The 18,513-nt window shown below is 55.5% G+C and carries 19 protein-coding genes; 11 read left to right on the top strand and 8 right to left on the bottom strand.

The window, feature by feature from the left end; all coding sequences use genetic code 11:
* Positions 1 to 9 precede the first annotated feature (9 nt).
* Complete coding sequence (gene argF, locus AB9F27_RS04425; protein WP_335584981.1) at positions 10 to 936, top strand: ornithine carbamoyltransferase; 927 nt, start codon at positions 10 to 12, stop codon at positions 934 to 936.
* Positions 937 to 990: 54 nt separating this feature from the next.
* Positions 991 to 2,415 (top strand): NADP-dependent phosphogluconate dehydrogenase, encoded by a 1,425-nt coding sequence (gene gndA, locus AB9F27_RS04430; RefSeq protein ID WP_335584980.1) that lies wholly within the window; start codon positions 991 to 993, stop codon positions 2,413 to 2,415.
* A 65-nt stretch (positions 2,416 to 2,480) separates the two neighbouring features.
* On the opposite strand, the gene AB9F27_RS04435 is transcribed toward gndA, so the two are convergent.
* The 4 genes from AB9F27_RS04435 to AB9F27_RS04450 form a co-directional block, all read right to left on the bottom strand.
* Positions 2,481 to 3,962: an inorganic phosphate transporter gene (locus tag AB9F27_RS04435; RefSeq protein ID WP_335584979.1), complete on the bottom strand. Its 1,482-nt coding sequence runs from the start codon at positions 3,960 to 3,962 to the stop codon at positions 2,481 to 2,483.
* Between the two features lie 75 nt (positions 3,963 to 4,037).
* Positions 4,038 to 4,493, bottom strand: coding sequence for an NUDIX hydrolase (locus AB9F27_RS04440; RefSeq protein WP_335584978.1), 456 nt, complete (start codon positions 4,491 to 4,493; stop codon positions 4,038 to 4,040).
* A gap of 67 nt (positions 4,494 to 4,560) precedes the next feature.
* Positions 4,561 to 7,101: an ATP-dependent helicase HrpB gene (gene hrpB / locus AB9F27_RS04445; RefSeq protein WP_369757577.1), complete on the bottom strand. Its 2,541-nt coding sequence runs from the start codon at positions 7,099 to 7,101 to the stop codon at positions 4,561 to 4,563.
* Positions 7,040 to 7,777 (bottom strand): DUF3108 domain-containing protein, encoded by a 738-nt coding sequence (locus tag AB9F27_RS04450; RefSeq protein WP_335584976.1) that lies wholly within the window; start codon positions 7,775 to 7,777, stop codon positions 7,040 to 7,042. The genes hrpB and AB9F27_RS04450 overlap by 62 nt, the downstream gene beginning before the upstream one ends.
* A 116-nt stretch (positions 7,778 to 7,893) precedes the next feature.
* Here AB9F27_RS04450 and meaB point away from each other — a divergent pair, with 116 nt between their 5' ends.
* The 4 genes from meaB to AB9F27_RS04470 all read left to right on the top strand — a co-directional run bounded on the left by meaB (position 7,894) and on the right by AB9F27_RS04470 (position 10,437).
* Complete coding sequence (meaB, locus tag AB9F27_RS04455; protein WP_335584975.1) at positions 7,894 to 8,892, top strand: methylmalonyl Co-A mutase-associated GTPase MeaB; 999 nt, start codon at positions 7,894 to 7,896, stop codon at positions 8,890 to 8,892.
* Positions 8,893 to 9,091: 199 nt separating this feature from the next.
* Positions 9,092 to 9,382: a 50S ribosomal protein L28 gene (gene rpmB, locus AB9F27_RS04460; RefSeq protein WP_039002721.1), complete on the top strand. Its 291-nt coding sequence runs from the start codon at positions 9,092 to 9,094 to the stop codon at positions 9,380 to 9,382.
* Positions 9,383 to 9,418: 36 nt separating this feature from the next.
* The gene (locus AB9F27_RS04465) at positions 9,419 to 9,883 is read left to right on the top strand and encodes a DUF2946 family protein (RefSeq protein WP_335584974.1); all 465 of its coding nucleotides are present in this window, start codon (positions 9,419 to 9,421) and stop codon (positions 9,881 to 9,883) included.
* Between the two features lie 53 nt (positions 9,884 to 9,936).
* Complete coding sequence (locus tag AB9F27_RS04470; protein WP_335584973.1) at positions 9,937 to 10,437, top strand: copper chaperone PCu(A)C; 501 nt, start codon at positions 9,937 to 9,939, stop codon at positions 10,435 to 10,437.
* 55 nt (positions 10,438 to 10,492) lie between these two features.
* Here AB9F27_RS04470 and AB9F27_RS04475 read toward each other — a convergent pair whose 3' ends face one another.
* Positions 10,493 to 10,822: a hypothetical protein gene (locus AB9F27_RS04475; RefSeq protein WP_335584972.1), complete on the bottom strand. Its 330-nt coding sequence runs from the start codon at positions 10,820 to 10,822 to the stop codon at positions 10,493 to 10,495.
* A gap of 297 nt (positions 10,823 to 11,119) precedes the next feature.
* On the opposite strand from AB9F27_RS04475, the gene lepA reads away from it, so the two are divergent.
* Complete coding sequence (lepA, locus tag AB9F27_RS04480; RefSeq protein WP_369757578.1) at positions 11,120 to 12,919, top strand: translation elongation factor 4; 1,800 nt, start codon at positions 11,120 to 11,122, stop codon at positions 12,917 to 12,919.
* Positions 12,920 to 13,706: 787 nt separating this feature from the next.
* On the opposite strand, the gene AB9F27_RS04485 is transcribed toward lepA, so the two are convergent.
* Positions 13,707 to 13,994: a hypothetical protein gene (locus AB9F27_RS04485; RefSeq protein ID WP_335584970.1), complete on the bottom strand. Its 288-nt coding sequence runs from the start codon at positions 13,992 to 13,994 to the stop codon at positions 13,707 to 13,709.
* 161 nt (positions 13,995 to 14,155) lie between these two features.
* Between AB9F27_RS04485 and AB9F27_RS04490 the strand changes: the two genes are divergently transcribed.
* The gene (locus AB9F27_RS04490) at positions 14,156 to 14,713 is read left to right on the top strand and encodes a PhnA domain-containing protein (RefSeq protein ID WP_369757579.1); all 558 of its coding nucleotides are present in this window, start codon (positions 14,156 to 14,158) and stop codon (positions 14,711 to 14,713) included.
* A gap of 71 nt (positions 14,714 to 14,784) precedes the next feature.
* The gene (locus tag AB9F27_RS04495) at positions 14,785 to 14,967 is read left to right on the top strand and encodes a CTP synthetase (RefSeq protein WP_335584969.1); all 183 of its coding nucleotides are present in this window, start codon (positions 14,785 to 14,787) and stop codon (positions 14,965 to 14,967) included.
* Between the two features lie 2 nt (positions 14,968 to 14,969).
* On the opposite strand, the gene AB9F27_RS04500 is transcribed toward AB9F27_RS04495, so the two are convergent.
* The gene (locus tag AB9F27_RS04500; RefSeq protein ID WP_335584968.1) at positions 14,970 to 15,725 is read right to left on the bottom strand and encodes an alpha/beta fold hydrolase; all 756 of its coding nucleotides are present in this window, start codon (positions 15,723 to 15,725) and stop codon (positions 14,970 to 14,972) included.
* Positions 15,726 to 15,810: 85 nt separating this feature from the next.
* Here AB9F27_RS04500 and AB9F27_RS04505 point away from each other — a divergent pair, with 85 nt between their 5' ends.
* Positions 15,811 to 16,182, top strand: a complete 372-nt coding sequence (locus AB9F27_RS04505; RefSeq protein ID WP_369757580.1) for a hypothetical protein — start codon at positions 15,811 to 15,813, stop codon at positions 16,180 to 16,182.
* Between the two features lie 56 nt (positions 16,183 to 16,238).
* On the opposite strand, the gene glyA is transcribed toward AB9F27_RS04505, so the two are convergent.
* Complete coding sequence (glyA, locus tag AB9F27_RS04510) at positions 16,239 to 17,534, bottom strand: serine hydroxymethyltransferase (protein WP_369757581.1); 1,296 nt, start codon at positions 17,532 to 17,534, stop codon at positions 16,239 to 16,241.
* A 185-nt stretch (positions 17,535 to 17,719) separates the two neighbouring features.
* On the opposite strand from glyA, the gene AB9F27_RS04515 reads away from it, so the two are divergent.
* A complete protein-coding gene (locus AB9F27_RS04515; protein ID WP_039002712.1) occupies positions 17,720 to 18,481 on the top strand; it encodes an NAD kinase in 762 nt (253 codons plus the stop codon).
* The last annotated feature ends 32 nt before the right edge of the window (positions 18,482 to 18,513 follow it).

Genomic DNA, 18,513 nt, shown 5'->3' on the forward strand with positions numbered 1-18,513 from the left:
GAATTACAAATGAACCATTTTCTCGATATCCACAAAACTGATCCCGCCGATTTGCGGGCGATGATTGAACAAGCGCACACAATGAAAAAAGCGCGCGCTGGCCTGCCAAAGGGCACCCTTGACGCCGAACAACCCCTCGCGGGCCAAATGGTCGCGCTGATCTTTGAAAAACCCTCAACCCGCACGCGCGTTTCTTTTGACGTGGGCGTGCGCCAGATGGGCGGCCAAACGCTGGTCCTTTCTGGTAGCGATATGCAACTCGGTCACGGCGAAAGCATCGCCGATACCGCCCGTGTTCTCTCGCGCTATGTCGATCTGATTATGATCCGCACATTTGAGGAATCCACCCTTCTGGAGCTTGCCGAAAACGCCTCTGTACCGGTGATCAACGGCCTGACAAACCGCACGCATCCCTGCCAAATCATGGCCGACATCCAGACCTTTGAGGAGCACAACGGCCCGATCAAAGGCAAGAAAGTCGTTTGGATGGGCGATGGCAACAACGTCGCCGCCTCCTTTATCCATGCCGCGGGCCAGTTTGGATTCGATCTCACCTTTTCAGGCCCCGAACAACTTGATCCCGAAGCCGAATTCATCGCGGCTGCACGTGCAAAAGGCAGCAAAATCGAGATCGAACGCGATGCTGAAAAAGCCGTTGAGGGCGCCGACCTCGTGGTCGCCGATACATGGGTTTCCATGCATGATCCCCAATCCGCGCGCCAACGTCGCCACAACCTTCTTTACCCCTATCAGGTGAATAAAGGCTTGATGCAAAACGCAAAAAACGACGCTTTGTTTATGCACTGCCTTCCGGCCCACCGCGAAGAAGAGGTGACAAACGAGGTCATGGACGGCCCGCAATCGGTGATTTTTGATGAGGCCGAAAACCGTCTTCATGCACAAAAAGCCGTGATGCGCTGGTGTCTTGGCGTTTAAAGTCCTATTTGTGGTCGTTAACGCAAACACGACCACAGATTTAAGGGACATCACATGTCGGATAATGGGGATAAGGCTGCAATCGGCCTGATTGGACTTGGCACAATGGGCAGCGCGCTTGCGCTCAACATCGCGGACAATGGCTATAAAATCGCGGTGACGAACCGCACAGTTTCCCGCGTCGCGGAATTTACGCGCGACGCCGGAGATTTGGCTAAAAACCTTGTTGGATGCGATGATATCGCAAGCTTCGTCGCATCCCTCAAAACGCCCCGCGCGATCATTTTGATGGTGCCCGCAGGACAAGCTTTTGACGATCAAATTAAGGCCCTGAAGCCCTATCTCGACCAAGGCGACACCATCATTGACGCTGGCAACACCAACTTCCACGACACCCGTCGCCGCGACGCAGCCCTTGCCGCCGAAGGGCTCCGCTTCATTGGCATGGGCGTTTCTGGTGGTGAAGAGGGCGCGCGTTTCGGCCCGTCCATCATGGTCGGCGGCCCCGTCGAAAGCTTCACCCCGATTGAGCCGATCATCATGGCAATCGCCGCGAAATATCAAGGCGACCCCTGTGCCGCGCATCTTGGCCCCGATGGCGCGGGTCACTTTGTAAAAACAGTTCACAACGGTATCGAATATGCCGACATGCAATTGATCGCCGAAGTTTGGGGTATTTTGCGCGACGGACAGGGGAAATCCGCAGCCGAAGCAGGGGCCTTGTTCGACCGCTGGAACGAGGGTGATCTCAAGAGCTACCTCGTTGAAATCACAGGTAAAGCACTTGGTTCCGTCGACGCTGAAACCGGCAAAGCGATGGTCGACATTATCCTCGACCGTGCTGGGCAAAAGGGCACGGGCCGTTGGACGGTGATCGAAGCCCTTGGCCTTGGACAGTCCGCCTCCACGATTGAGGCCGCCGTCGGCGCACGCAGTTGGTCTGCGGTCAAAGACGTGCGTGAAGCGGGAGCTGAAATCCTGAAAGTTACCCCTGAAGGCGGCGCATCTGTAAGCGAAGAAGACCTCGCCGAGGCACTCCTTGCCGCGCGAATTTTGGCCTATGCACAGGGCTTTGACATTCTAACGGCTGCGTCTGAAACCTATAAATGGGACTTGGATATGGCGCGGGTCGCCGAAATTTGGCGCGCAGGATGTATCATTCGTTCAGCTCTGCTTGATGATATTTCGGCCGCCTTCCGTGGTGACATGCCCAAAGGGCGCTTGATCCTTGCGCCTGCCTTTGCCAAACGCCTGATCGCAGGTTCCGCGGCATTGCGCCGTGTGGTTGCCTCCGCTGCGATGAATGGCCAACCGACCCCTGCGTTCTCCGCCGCTTTGGCCTATTTCGACACGATGCGCCAAGCGCGCGGCACGACGGATTTGGTGCAAGCGCAACGGGACTTCTTTGGGGCGCATGGGTTTGAACGGGTTGATCAACCGGGTGCTCATCACGGGCCATGGGCGATGAACCCTAAGTAAATACGGGCCTACGCTACCACTAATTGCAACGCCGAGTGTCTTGTAAGACTCTCGGCGTTCTTGTTTTAGCCAATGACGAAGTTGAGGAAGTAGAAAATTCCAGCCGACATTATCGCGGCTGCGGGCACGGTGATCACCCATGCCGCGATGATTGTCATAAAGTGGCTGCGACGCACCAATTTGCGCCGACGCCGCTCCTCAACCGCGATGCGTTTCTCTGGTGCGCGCGTTTCGCGGCTCTTGGCAAGGCGACGTTCCGTACTCCATTCGCGATAAAATCCAACGCCGAAAATTCCGCCAATTGCGATATGCGTTGAACTCACAGGCAGGCCCAACCAGCTGGCGATAATTACGGTGACCGCAGCGGAAAGGGCAACGCAATAGGCGCGCATCGGGTTGAGCTTGGTGATCTGGCTACCCACCATGCGGATGAGTTTTGGACCAAACAGCACGAGACCAAACGAAATGCCAAGCGCCCCAATCACCATAACCCAAAGGGGAATTTCAACCTTCGACGAAAAGTCGCCAAATTCAGCAGCGTGGACGATGGCCGCCAATGGCCCCACCGCATTCGCAACGTCATTGGCCCCATGCGCAAACGACAGCATGGCGGCCGAAATCACGAGGGGGGCCGCAAAAAGCGCCTTGAGGGATTTGTTGCGATTCTCAAGCCCTTCAGACTGGCGTTTGATCAGCGGCGCAGAAACAACATAGACAACCGCGCCGATACCCGCGCCAATCAACAACGCCATGCCGATGTCAATTTCGATGATTTTTTTCAAGCCTTTAAGCGCAAGGTATGCCGAAAAAGCCGCCGCCATGACGCCCATCAAAACAGGCACCCACTTGCGCGCTGCTGCGATTTTGTCGTCCTGATAGATGATTTTCGCTTTGATAAATGCCAGACACGCCGCCGCGATTGCGCCGCCCAAAACCGGAGAAATTACCCAACTTGCCGCAATTGTTCCCATCGTTGGCCAATTCACTACAGAAAAGCCAGCCGCCGCGATCCCCGCGCCCATAACGCCGCCAACCACAGAGTGGGTGGTGGAAACAGGTGCGCCGACGAAGGTTGCGAGGTTGACCCAAAGGGCCGAGCTGATCAAGGCGGCCATCATGGCCCAGATGAATACTTTGGTATCCGTAAAGCTCGCAGGGTCGATAATCCCTTTTGAGATCGTCGAAACAACATCTCCGCCCGCAATCAAGGCCCCGGCACTCTCGAAAAATGCAGCAATAACAATGGCCGATCCCAAAGTCAGGGCGTTGGCGCCAACCGCTGGACCCATGTTGTTCGCGACGTCGTTGGCGCCAATATTGATCGCCATATACGCGCCAAAACCTGCCGCGGCGATCACAACGAAATTGGAAGAGGTGGCGTCAAAGAAAATGGCGGCGGTAATGATGGTCAGCGCAATAAAGGCGAGCGCGATACCTGGAGCCACCAATGGCCGCGACACATATGCGGTCGCTGACTCAAGCTGGCTGATCCGGTTAAGATCTTTGTCCAGCGTCTGCCACTGGTTGGTCTTTGGAGAATCCGACATGTGTTACCCCTCGGCTACGTTGCGGAAGCGCTAAACGTCGCAGCCGAGTGGATCAAGAGTTTTGTCGAGAAACTGTTACAATGCCGCCAAAATAGCACTTAGTTCTGGTTCCTGAACCATATTCGCCGCTTCCGTTGGCGTCACCCATTTGCGTTCGCGCTGATCAGCTTCAGGGAATTTATCGCAAATTTCCGTCACGGTCATTTCAAATACGGACGTATCACACCAAGAAATTCCACCGGAATCCATCGACTTTTCGTACGAAAATTGCCCGATGGGGGTGCTGTTGACTTCGCCTTTGACGCCCGCTTCTTCCCAAGCTTCCTGCATCGCAGCGTTGGGCGCATCGAGTCCGTCAATGGGCCAACCTTTTGGTAAAATCCAGCGGCCCGTATCGCGGCTGGTAATTAAAAGGACGCGTTTGTCCACTCCCTTGCCCTGATAGCAAAGCGCAGCAACCTGCACCCGCGCGGGGCGTTTGAATATTGGGGACACGTATTCTGCCCAAGCTTTCTTGAGTGCATTCGTCATTCTACTCGCCTCGTTTTTATTATTTTTGCTAAACATACGTTAATTTTAAGTAAAAGGCAACGTTTGCCTACTTCCGAGGCTTGGCGCGCAGGGTTGGTTTTTCCTGCGTCGGGTCGTCCGGCCACGGATGTTTCGGATAGCGCCCCCGCATATCTTTTCGCACATCCACATAGGATGTCGCCCAAAACCCCGGAAGATCCGCCGTTGTTTGCAAGGGTTTGCGTGCGGGCGAAAGAAGAGTGATTCGCAAAGGGATGCGCGTAGGGCCAACCGTTGGATGCTGCGAAACGCCAAACATTTCTTGCAAACGCACGGCGATTTCGGGCGCCTCTCCCGCGTAGTCAATCGGCACTTTATTCCCAAGCGGCGTCACAAAACTCGCGGGCGCGAGGCGGTCAAGGGTTTGGGTTTGCTCCCACGTCAGCATTTGGCGCAGGGCTTCGGATGGATCGAAATTCCGCAGTTGTCCCTCGGTTTTGAGGCCCAGTAGATGGGGGAGAAGCCATGTCTCGGCGCTGTCCAAAAGGCTTTGGCTTTCCGTCACGGGAAAGCCATCCGATTCAAACAGGGCAATCCGCGCAAGAAGGCGATCCGAGGCCGCAGTGTGCGGTAGGCCGATTTCGCGAATCCCCTCCAGCGCGGATTGGGCAATTTGGCCTTCTGGCGCGTCGCTCCAATGCTGATCCGTCAACACCAACGCCCCCAAACGCTCCTCTCGCCGTGCGACTACTTTTTTCTCTCGGCGTGACCATCGACAGGTATTTTGCCATTGAATTTGATCGGCAAACAGCCTGCGCAGGCTTGACGCGGGCAGGGCGATCGCTTGACGAATGCGCGCCTCATGAAGAGCGCCGTCCAAATCGGTGGCGACCAAGAGGTCCACTTTTGACAGCGGGTCTGTGTCGTCCATAATTGCGCCCTTACCGCCGGACAAAAGGAACCGGGGCGCGGAGCCAGATCGACGCAATGCAATGCGATCTGGATAGGCCAAAGAGGCCAGTTCAGCCGAAGAGTATTTCGCCCCCGAATGTTTGATATGTGATACCAGCCGCGCCAACGCTTTGGCGTCACTTCGTAGGGTTTCGATGGTCGCACGATGAAGCGTGTAAGGATGTGCGCGTTGGAACGCGGTCGGGTTTTCGATCGCTTTCAAGCGTAGGTTTACGTCAGAGGGACCACCCCTTAAGGGATCTCGGCCCGCAATAAGCGCGGCCAGTGGTGCACCCGCCGCGCCGCCCAAAAGGAGCATATGTCCAAGTCGCGGATGTACGGGAAGGGCGGCGATTTTACGGCCATGCGGTGTAATTCTGCCGCTTACGTCCAGCGCGCCCAACTCCAGCAGGAGCCGTTTTGCCTCGGCAAAGCCACCCGCACTCGGCGGTGTGAGAAACGCTAACTCGTCTGGTGAGGCGGCCCCCCAAAGGGCAAGTTCAAGCACAAGCGAGGTCAGGTCTGCGGCTTCGACTTCGGCGGGCGCAAAGGCGGGCAGGGCGCCCTCTTGGCCCTTGGTCCAAAGTCGATAGCATGTGCCAGCAGAGACCCGCCCCGCGCGGCCACGGCGTTGTTCTGCTTCGGCGCGGGACACGGGCTCGGTCACAAGGCGCGACATGCCAGAATTGGGATCAAACCGCGCACGGCGCGCGCGGCCACAATCAACCACGACCTGGATGTCCTGAATGGTGAGGGAGGTTTCGGCGATGGAGGTGGCCAGAACAATCTTTCGCCCCGATTTTGCGGGGGAAATTGCGGCGCGTTGATCGGCGAAACTCATGGCGCCAAAAAGCGTATGGATGGTGATGTCGGAAGAAACGCGTCCCGCAAGTAGCCCTGCGACGCGCCGTATTTCGCCCTCGCCGGGGAGGAAAACCAGAATGCCGCCCTCGGTTTCTTGGGCCGCCTGCGCAACCAAATCCGCGGAGGCCTGTTCAAAACGGATGGTTTTGGCAAGAGGTTTGGGTAGGTGCAAGGTCTCGACGGCAAAGGCCCGCCCCTCCGAGGTGACAATCGGTGCGTCGTTAAGCAGAGCGGCGACGGGGGCGGCATCCAACGTGGCGGACATGACCACAAGTTTGAGATCGGGCCGCAACGCGCCGCGGATTTCCCAAGCCAGCGCCAACCCCAAATCGGCATTCAAGCTGCGTTCGTGGAATTCATCAAAGATCACGACGGACACGCCGGAAAGCTCCGCGTCCGACTGAATCATCCGCGTCAGAATGCCTTCGGTCACGACCTCGATGCGCGTGGCGGGGCCGACAACGCTCTCGCCTTTGATTCGATAGCCGACGGTCTGGCCAACCTTCTCGCCCAAGGATTGCGCCATCCGTTCCGCCGCTGCACGGGTGGCCAAACGGCGCGGTTCGAGCATGAGAATACGGCCCCCACCTTCGCTCAAATCCGCGAGGCCAGCTTCCAGAAGCACCAAAGGAACGCGTGTCGTTTTCCCCGCCCCAGGAGGGGCCTGCAAAACGACACGGCCCTCACTTCGGAGGGCCGCAACCAGCGCAGGGAGGGCGTCATCTATAGGCAGTTTTTCGTGGCGCACGTCGTTACTTTCGTTTGATGACGACCTTGCCAAAAAGGGACTCAGAACTGATGCGCTGAACACCATAGCGGCCGTCGCTTAAGGCCCCATAGGTCAAGGTGAAGCGGAAGTCGGTGCGTTCTTGCATGTCTTCGGGGGAGAAGCCACCGAGCCTGCGATAAACCCCACTACAGGAAATTTCGTTCCCGTTCTTGCTTGGAGCACCGAGTACGATTTCGCTCAGGCGTCGCCCGTCAAACATCTTCTGATTCAAGGTACAGGCGTCACTCTCTTCCACGTTCCGCAAAGCGCTATAGATCATGGAGAGCGGATCGAGCGTGCCTTTTTGCCCCGCGGGATTTACATCATAGTCCCGTTTGGTGCGTGGTGGATCAAGCTTGAGAACTTGCGGCACGCCGTTTTTGTAATTCAACTGCGAACTTTGTTCGCGCCGCCCCGTGTCGGCCTGTTCGGCATAGGATTGTGGGCTGAGTTTGCCGTTTTTCACCGCGCCTTTGACCTGTGCTTTGTAGCTGACCTTTACAAGCGAGCCGATAAGACCGGTGCTGCGCACGTAGCCCGCAACCTGATAGGCCTTGCCATTGTTTTGAGCGCTAATTGTCAGCTGCCCTGCAGGGATGCCGCCGATATAGAGCTTGAAATCGCCGTTTTCGGCTTGCGCCTGCGCGGTGGTGCCGCCGATCGCCAGCAGTGTCGCCACGCCAAGACTGGCTGCAATAAGGCGTAAATTGAATGTCCGCATGAAATGAGTGTTCCTTCTTGTCTTTACTCAAGGTATGTCAAAAAGATGGGGTAAAAGGAATTGTTATCCAATATCATGACTATATCGCGTTACGAAAACCGGCGAAAGGCTGCCAATTGAGCGCACAGACTATTACAGAACGCGCAGAATCGGTGCTTAACGGGAATCGCCGTGCCCTTGCGCGGACGATCACCTTGATTGAAAGCGCCAAGCCCAGCCACCGTGTAGAGGCGCTTGCCTTGCTCGATGCGCTGCGCGCCGCCGGACCCCAACCCGCCCGACAAGCTCTTCGGATTGGCTTGTCCGGCACGCCAGGGGTCGGCAAATCCACCTTCATCGAGAGCTTTGGCATGATGCTGGTGGGGCAGGGGTTGCGCGTGGCGGTCCTCGCTGTGGATCCAAGCTCGACGCGCTCTGGCGGCTCTATTCTGGGCGATAAAACCCGCATGAACCTGTTGGCGCGCGAAGCCAACGCCTATATCCGCCCCACCCCCAGCAGCAACCGTCTAGGCGGTGTTGCCCGCCGCACACGCGAAGCGACCATCCTCTGCGAGGCCGCAGGGTTTGACATCATCCTCATCGAAACCGTCGGCGTGGGCCAAAGCGAAACCATGGTCGCGGGCATATCCGACGTCTTCCTCCTCCTAATGGCCCCCGCAGGTGGCGATGAGCTGCAGGGCGTGAAGCGCGGCATCATGGAAATCGCTGACATGATTGTGGTCAACAAGGCCGACGGTGACCTCAAGCCCGCCGCGACCCGCACCTGTGCCGATTACGCGGGGGCCTTGATGTTGTTGCGCAAGCGCGAGCAAGACCCCGAGGGCTTTCCCAAGGCCATGCTTGCCTCCGCCATTGAGGAAAACGGGCTGGACGCGATCTGGGCCGAAGTCCAAGCGTTGATTGCATGGCGCAAATCGGCCGGGATCTGGCAGAAGAATCGCACAGCTCAAGCGGCAGCGTGGTTTCGCGAAGAAGTCGAAGCTGGCCTTTTGGCCCGACTCACCGAGGATTTTACCCTGAAATCCGCTTTTGAGCGCGAAATGGATGCCGTTCAGCGCGGCGAGTCCACCCCATCTGCCGCCGCCGCCACGGTGCTTGGGGCCTTGAAAGACTGACAATTCGCAGATAATTCACCCCAAGGCGCTTTTTGCACGAATTCTGGGCAATCAAACCCGCCAGCCGCTTGACGGCCCCAGTGATTCCGCGTATCAGCCCCAGACGGAATTCAGGGTATCCCTTTTCGGATGCCCATTTTATGTTATCGGCCACAGATCGGGATACGCCCGTGATCGGCCACGATCTGAGGAATACATCATGTCACGTCGTTGCGAATTGACTGGAAAAGGCCCTATGTCTGGCAACAATGTCAGCCATGCTAAAAACCGTACGCGTCGTCGGTTCTTGCCGAACTTGAACGACGTTTCGTTGCAGTCCGAAATGCTCGGTCGCACGTTCAAATTCAGAATCTCTGCTGCGGCTCTTCGCTCCGTTGATCACCGTGGTGGTCTGGACGCATATCTTGCCAAAGCAAAAGACACTGAGCTTTCTATCTCCGCTCAGAAAGTCAAAAAAGACATCGCTAAAGCGCAAGCTACAGCAGCCTAATATCGCTCGGTCACTTGCCAATAGGTGAGTCTCTGGATGATCAGTTTTAAAAGCCTCACCTTTTTGGTGGGGCTTTTTGCTTTTCACTTACGCGCCGTTTTGTCGCTTTGCCTCCCCCAGTGGGAGGCCTATAGTTGGCGTATGTTTATCCCTCGTTCAAAATCCACATCAATGCTCGCCGCTGTTTTAGCGCTGGTTATGGTTTTGACCAGCATGGCGACCGCAATGGGGCAAATGCGGGGGGCAGCCGTCGGCGAGATGGTTCTTTGCACGGGATACGGTCCGCGCGTTGTTCAAATTGATGCACAGGGGCAGCCCGTCGAGGCGCGCACAACCTGTCCCGATTGCCTCCTTTCCGCCGTTATCCTTGAGGCTCCCGCGTCGACGTTCACAACGGATATGGTGTTTACATCTGCGGATTTGCGGCGCGTTTCGGTGGCATTCCCCACACGTCCCGCGCGCAGCAAGGCCCACAGTCCGCGCGCGCCACCTTTGGCCTGACACCCCTCGTCAAAACACTCTAACACCCCAAAATCATTACGAAAGGACATCCAATGTCTTTCACTTTCTCCCTACGCGCGCCGCTCGCCGCCGCGTTTATCGCCGCTTTTGCCTTGCCCGCAAGTGCCGAAATCCTGATCCACGACGCCTATGCGCGCTCCGCGACACCCGTGGCCAAAACCGGTGCGGCGTTTTTTGAAGTTATGAACGCGGGTGAGGCCGACCAGCTTATTGGTGTGTCGTCCGATATCGCTCCGCGTGTTGAGTTGCATACCCACAAGGATATGGGCAACGGCGTTATGAAAATGATGCATGTGGAGGAGGGATTCGCGATTCCGGCCGATGGGATGTACCAACTTAAACGCGGTGGGGATCACGTCATGATAATGGGATTGGACAAGGGGTTGGCAAATGGCGAGACTGTTTCAATCGTCCTGCATTTTGAAAACGCGGGCGATGTCGCGGTTGAAATTCCTGTAGACAATGATCGCACGCCAGAGGACGAAGCCGACCACTCTTCAATGGATCACGAAACACCCGAAGTCTCGCAATAAACGGAAGGGATAGGGGCGTGGCAAAACGCGCCCTTATTCACCTAAAATCAGCCGCTTAACCCCTGCAGAATGTGGCCGCCGTTTGGCCGAACTCTTTGTACCGAAGCCAGAATTTCTCGTGGCTGCGATTGTTCGACTGGCGGATTTCTTGCGCCCTGTGGGGGTCATCAAAAAACTTCGCTGCAGTTTTTTGATCGCTGCGGGAAAGCATCATATCCGCAACATCCTGAATACACCCGCACAAGGGTTTGGATGCGGCTTTGCGCTCCGATTTCACACATGCACGCTCAATTGTCTTTGCAGCGTGAACTTCTGAAACGGGGAGGGAAACTGTCGCCAATGGGGACATGCAAAGGGCTAGAACGGCCATTTTAAAAGGTTTCATAAGAATTGCCTATAGTTTGATTTCGCTCAGTCCGCCCGCTTCGGGATCATCACTGGGCCTGCTACCCTGACAATATTGCAAATTTTTCATCGCAAATCAATTCCATATATATTGCGGTCCATATGCCCAAAAGCCACAGGATTTGGGTTTTACGCCTGATTGCCCAAGTCCCAAAACCGCTAGAATCGCAGGCAATGAACCGCCCCCACCAGAATTCGTTCAAAATAACGCCGAACTGCCCCTCCAAACGATCAACCCCGCTTGACCAGACCACAATTCCACCGCATATCAAACGCTATGACTGATCTTGATAAAATCCGCAATTTCTCAATCGTGGCGCATATCGACCACGGTAAATCCACCCTCGCTGACCGGCTCATCCAAGAGACCGGCACTGTGGCTCTGCGCGATATGCAGGCCCAGATGCTCGACAGCATGGACATCGAGCGCGAACGTGGCATTACGATCAAGGCCAACACCGTGCGCATCAATTACAAAGCAGACGACGGGCTCGATTATGTCCTCAATCTGATCGACACCCCCGGTCACGTGGATTTCGCCTATGAAGTGTCGCGCAGCATGCGCGCCGTCGAGGGCTCGCTCCTTGTTGTGGACGCCAGCCAAGGCGTTGAGGCCCAAACCCTCGCCAATGTGTACCACGCTCTGGATGCCGACCACGAAATCGTCCCGATTCTAAACAAAATCGACCTGCCAGCGGCGGATTGTGATCGCGTCGCCGAGCAAATCGAAGACGTCATCGGCATCGACGCCTCTGGCGCCATCCAAGTTTCCGCCAAAACCGGCCAAGGCATCCACGAAACCCTCGAGGCCATCGTCACCCGTCTTCCCGCCCCCAAAGGCGACCGTTCCGCGCCGCTCAAAGCCATGCTGGTCGACAGTTGGTATGACTCCTACCTCGGCGTGATCGTCCTTGTGCGCATCATCGATGGCGTCCTCAAAAAGGGCGACAAAATCCGCATGATGCAAAACGGCTCGGTCCATCCGGTCGAGCGTATCGGCGTTTTTAAACCCGGTATGATCATGATCGACGAGCTTGGACCCGGTGAAATCGGCTTCCTGACCGCCTCAATCAAACAGGTCCGCGACACTCGTGTGGGCGATACGATCACCCATGAAAAAGGCGGTTGTACCACGGCCCTTCCTGGCTTTAAGCCTGCGCAACCCGTTGTTTTCTGTGGCCTTTTCCCCGTTGATGCCGCCGAATTCGAAGACCTGCGCGATTCCATCGAAAAACTCGCCCTCAACGACGCCTCCTTCAGCTACGAGATGGAAACCTCCGCCGCGCTGGGCTTTGGCTTCCGCTGTGGCTTCCTTGGCCTCCTCCACCTTGAGGTGATCCGCGACCGGATCGAGCGCGAATATGACATCGATCTGATCACCACCGCGCCCTCGGTTATCTATCACATCCAGATGAAGGACGGCACCGATCTCGAACTGCACAACCCCGCCGACATGCCCGATCTCACCTATGTCGAGCACATCAAAGAGCCGCGCATCAAGGCCACAATCCTTGTGCCAGACGAGTACCTCGGCGACGTCCTCAAGCTTTGCCAAGACCGCCGCGGCGTGCAACTCGACCTCACCTACGCGGGCGCCCGCGCCATGGTCGTCTATGATTTGCCGCTCAACGAAGTCGTCTTCGATTTCTACGACCGTCTGAAATCCGTAACCAAAGGCTACGCGTCCTTTGATTATCAAATGACCGGCTACCAAGAAGATTTCCTCGTGAAAATGACCGTCCTCGTCAACGAGGAACCCGTCGACGCGCTCTCCACCATGGTCCACCGTGATCGCGCCGAACAACGGGGCCGCGCCATGGTTGAAAAACTCAAAGACCTGATCCCGCGTCACATGTTCAAAATCCCGATCCAAGCCGCCATCGGTGGCCGCGTCGTTGCCCGCGAAACCCTCTCTGCCATGCGCAAAGACGTGACCGCGAAATGCTACGGCGGCGACATGACCCGCAAGAAAAAGCTGCTCGAAAAGCAGAAAAAAGGCAAAAAGAAAATGCGTCAATTCGGGAAAGTAGAAATCCCGCAGCAAGCCTTTATCAATGCGTTGAAAATGGACGATTAATACCTAACCCCGCCTCTGGCGGGGTTTTCTATTCTCATGGCTTATGTGAGAATTTGTCACTTAAGCTTGCAAGAACTGTTGAGCTCTTCAACGAAACCTGTATGATTTTAGGTGGACTGCTAGGGAAAGAGTTTGGAAATTCTTCCCTAGCAGCGCCGGCTCTGTCGCGATGCGACGGTACATTCCTTTTGGAAGGGAGTGTACAGCCCAAAGCACCTAACGTGTTGCTAGAAACTATTCGGAGTACAATATATTGTGTCTCCTGCTGGGCTAAATACACAATACAGCCTTGCCAATGGAGACAGCAACGTAATTGTTTGAGTTATCCACTGGTTTTTTTCGTTGACCTATAGGCACAGAGGCGTTTTTGGCACTCGACTTGATTTGATTCATGGGTAGTTGGCCTTATTTTTCACTCTTTTCGCTCGCGTGGTGCAAAAAGAATGGAGCCTCACCCCACCCTCATTATACGCATATTTATACCCTACTTCGAATGCTGTTCTGTGTCGCCTCCGCCACAGTAAAAATCCACTACGGCGTGCTCCAATAGACATGGTCTGGAAAATGGGGGGCTAAGTGTAGGTGTTTTAGTTCTGTTGCTAACTGCCTGATTTTCCAAATCAGGCAGCGCCCGATCCGCCCCCGCCGTTTTCAAGAATGCGCGGGCGCTTCGCTTCCACCCCTCGGATCGTGCGCCGCATCCCAATCCCGTTGCACCCCCCTCAAACCATTCACCCCCAAAATCCCCTCACCAAAACCAAACCGCGCCCCCCAAAAAACCAAAACGTCATTCCCCCATCTCCTTCACCCACCGAATCCGCGCCGCCAGCGCATCCGACCAAATCCCGTATTTCGTCATCAGCACGCTCGGCCGCTTCCCCGTTTCAGGGTCGCGCTCCCCGTGGGTCTCGTCGTCCTGTTTCTCCCAAATGCGGTGCAGGTCCTCCATCGGCACAATCGCCCCAATAGGCTTGCCATGCATCGCGATCACCGCAATTTTCTTGCCGTGCTGAACCTGACCCAAAATCCGCGACATTTCCCACCGCAACTCCGTCGCATTCACCTCAAAAACCATCGTTACCCTCTTTAAAAAGTTTAAAAATCGACCCTCAGAGTATTTAAAAACTTTAAACTTTCGCCTGTTTCAACGCGCGGCGCGTTAACGAGTGCCCTTGGCAAACCAAGTGTCGCTCTGCTACAGATAGATGATAAAAATGTTCCCTTGGAGATCCCCCAATGCCCCTTAATGCCCTCTCAGCTCGTTCCGGCGATCAATGTGAATTATGCGGCTCAAGCGACGCCTTGGGGGTCCATGATGTGGGCCCGAATTCCGACAACACCGTGCACATGTCGGCTCATATTTGCCAGAAATGCCGCGCACAGATTGACGGTGAACTCGACCCAAGTCATTGGCGTTGCTTGACTTCTGCCATGTGGAGCGAGCACGAACCCGTAAAAGTCCTCGTCTGGCGCTTGCTGGATCGCCTCAAAGCCGAAGCATGGGCACACGACCTTTTTGATATGCTCTACCTTGACGACGCCACTCTAGAATGGGCCAAAGCCGGCGCCGAAACCCCCACCTTGATCCACAAAGATTGCAACGGAAACGTGCTCTCCGCAGGGGATTCAGTCACCCTCGTCAAAGCCCTCCCCGTAAAAGGCGCAGGCTTCACCGCCAAGCAAGGCACTGCGGTACGAAACATCTCTCTCGTGTCCGACAACGCAGGCCACATCGAAGGCCGCGTAGAAGGGCAACGTATTGTTATCCTGACGGAATTTGTAAAAAAGAGCTAGATGACATAGATCAAGGTAAGCTCCGAGAAAACCCGTAATGTTCCCCGCAGGACGCGCAAAAGGAGCCTGATATGAACCGTTTAACACTGCTGATGTTTACCATAATTGCCCCCAGTATGGCAGGCCTCGGCGTCATCATCGCTCTGGTCACAGGCAACGATACACTGTCCCCGATTTTGATCGCGGCCGCCCTTGGGTTTGTCGCGGGTTTTCCGGTCTCTTATTTTGTTTCCAAGAAAATTGCAGATCTTTAAAGCTAGCTGAAAAACGCCCGAATACTGGCCTCAAAGTCACGTGGGTTTTCGGCGTGCAGCCAATGCCCGACGTCGGGCATTTTGGCAAAATAGACGTTTGAAAACAACGCTTTAATGAGGGGGCGATGCGCGGGCAAAACATACTCTGATGCGCCGCCAGATAAAAACAGCGTCGGCTTGTCAAACACGCCCGTCAACTCAGGAAAACCAAGAATCCTATCCATTTGATCTGCCAAAACGTCCAGATTAAGACGCCATTCCTGCGCCTTAACGTCAAGGGATTGCAGCAAAAACGCGCGCACACCGTCCTCTGGAATTGCATCGCGCAGTAGACGATCAGCATCAGAACGTTTCTCAACCTGCGCAAGGTCCAGTGACCGCATCGCCTCAATAAGGGGCATTTGCGTATGAGAATACGCAACCGGCGCAATATCCGCGACGAGCAACCGGTTCACAAGATCAGGTGATTGAACCGCCAGTACCATCGCGGCTTTTCCCCCCATCGAATGCCCCAATACATCCATGGGCGCGCCGAGGTCGTTGATGACATGCGCAAGGTCATCGGCCATATCCATATAGCTTTGCGATGAATATCGCGGACTCTCGCCGTGGTTGCGCATATCGACAGTGTGGACAACGCGGTCCTCAGCGAGGCGTTTTGCTATGACACCCCAATTGCGCGCCGATCCAAACAGGCCGTGCACGATTAAGAGGGGCGGGAGGGCGCTTGAATGACCCTGTGTATAGGTTTTCAACATATCTTTCTGTACCTCGAAAAATTCCTTTAGGCCAGTGGCTTGAGCTGAATCCCTTTGGCCTGTATGGTCTTGCGACGAGGTATTTATGAATTCAAGATCCCCCCGAGACTGCGCCGATGAGGTTGCGACCCTTTTGAAAAAACAACTGTCCGTTGGCGGCACAGGGCTTGACGGAAAACTGCGGCGTGGTGGGCGTCTTTTGCCGCGACATGTGCGCAAGGACGCGGAATTTCTGGCGAGCGCGGCAGCAGCCTCGCAAAATCCGAAGTTGCAGCGTTTTGTAGATTCTGGGCGGGTTGAAAAGTCGTATCTAAATTGCCTCAAGCACCTTAAAGGGATCGACAAAAGCAAACGCCGCACAGATGTTTTTCTAAGTGTTTTGAGTGGGGTAGCGTTGGGAATTCTCATTCCAGCGGCGCTTTTTACGACAGTACTCGTCTGGCGTGGGTATCTGTAAATAGGCGTGTCGGTGAAGCCTAGCGCGGAGGCAAGGCTTCACCGTTTTTCAATATCTTAGAGGTTGTCGTAAATTGGGAAGCGCGCACAGAGTGCGGCGACTTTGATTTTTACGGCCGCTTCGATATCGTGGTTTCCGTCTTCGCCATTTGCGGCGAGGCCGTCCACAACTTCGACGATCATATCGGCAATTTCACGGAATTCAGCTTCGTCGAATCCGCGTGTAGTGCCTGCGGGTGTTCCCAAACGAATGCCCGATGTTACGAAGGGTTTCTCAGGGTCAAACGGGATACCGTTCTTGTTTGTTGTGATGTTGGCGCGTTGCAGCGCTTTCTCTGTGGCATTGCCTTTGACATTTTTGGGGCGCAAATCAACCAGCATAACATGGGTGTCTGTGCCGCCTGTTACGATGTCCAAGCCGCCTTTCATAAGCTGGTCTGCAAGGGCAACCGCGTTCGCACGCACGCGCTTTTGGTAGGCTTTGAACTCAGGGCGCAGCGCTTCGCCAAAGGCGACGGCCTTGCCTGCAATCACATGCATCAAGGGGCCGCCTTGAATGCCGGGGAAGATTGCAGAATTGATTTTTTTCGCAATATCCGCGTCGTTGGTCAGGATCATCCCGCCGCGTGGGCCGCGCAAAGTCTTGTGCGTGGTGGTTGTCACGACATCTGCGTATGGGAACGGGGAAGGGTGCTCTCCTGCGGCAACAAGGCCGGCAAAGTGGGCCATATCAACCATCAAATAGGCGCCGACGCTGTCGGCAATCTCGCGGAACTTCACGAAGTCGATCTGACGGGGAATCGCGGACCCGCCCGCAATGATGAGTTTTGGTTGGTGCTCGGTGGCGAGGGCTTGGATTTGATCGTAGTCGATCAAGTTGTCCTGCAGGCGCACACCGTATTGAATGGCGTTGAACCATTTGCCGGATTGGTTTGGAGCTGCGCCGTGGGTCAGGTGCCCGCCGGAGGCAAGGTTCATCCCAAGGATGGTGTCGCCGGGCTTGATGAGGGCCGTGAAGGCACCTTGGTTGGCTTGCGAGCCTGAGTTTGGTTGGACGTTGGCAAATTCACAGCCAAAAAGTTGTTTCGCGCGATCGATTGCCAATTGTTCCGCAATATCAACATACTGGCAGCCACCGTAATACCGTTTTCCCGGGTAACCTTCGGCATATTTGTTGGTTAGGACGGTGCCTTGTGCCTCCATCACGGCTGCGGAAACGATGTTTTCGCTGGCGATCAATTCGATTTCGTCGCGTTGGCGGCCAAGTTCTTGGCGCGTTACGGCGAAAATTTCAGGATCACGGGTCTCAAGGCTTTCGGTGAAAAAACCTGGGTCGTTGCTGTTTACGGTCATCGTGGGCTCCATGGCGCGTGAAATGTTTAGGCCTTGTAGCGGTCTCGCGCCTTTCACAAAAGCCTGTTTCGCGGCATTTGTATGATATTTTGCGCCATATACATCAATTCGTGTGATCAAATATTTCCTATCTGGTCTTGTGTTTCCGATCTGCACGGGCAAACGTGGGCGAAAATGGGAATGACATGAGCGCTAGAATTCACTTCAAGGCAAACGGTACCGACATTTCACAGGCGGCACTTGCCCGTTTTCAGGCCCAGTTTGGCGACGCCCCTGAGGAAGACTGCGATGTGATCGTAGTGTTTGGTGGGGATGGCATGATGTTGCAAACCCTTCATTCCACACAACATTTGAACACGCCCGTTTTCGGAATGAACTGTGGCACCGTTGGTTTTCTGACGAACAAATACAGTGATGACAACCTTGAGGAACGGCTGCGACAGGTCGAGGAAGAAATTCTGAATCCGCTGCGCATGCACTCTGTTTCTACCGAAGGTGTGGAGCACGACCAGCTGGCAATCAACGAAGTTTCGCTTTTGCGCGCGGGGCCACAGGCCGCCAAGTTGCGGATTACTGTCGACGGGCATGTGCGGCTTTCGGAACTGATTTGCGATGGGGCCTTGGTGTCGACGCCGGCTGGGTCAACGGCCTATAACTATTCGGCGCACGGACCGATTTTGCCGATTGGGTCTGATGTTTTGGCTTTGACACCGATGGCCGCGTTCCGTCCACGGCGTTGGCGTGGGGCCTTGCTTCCAAAGGCGGCCAAAGTTCGCTTTGATGTGCTAGAACCCGAAAAACGCCCCGTGATGGTTGCCGCCGACAGTCGCTCCGAGCAGGACGTCTTGTCGGTTGAAATCTATAGCGATCCAACCATTGAGCATCGCATTCTCTTTGATGAGGGGCATGGGCTAAAAGAGCGTCTTCTCCGAGAGCAATTCGTTTAGCGGGGTGCGGACGGCCCTTTCGGGCCGCCCAA

Source organism: Falsihalocynthiibacter sp. CO-5D18 (genome assembly GCF_041205445.1).
Taxonomy (GTDB): domain Bacteria; phylum Pseudomonadota; class Alphaproteobacteria; order Rhodobacterales; family Rhodobacteraceae; genus Falsihalocynthiibacter; species Falsihalocynthiibacter arcticus.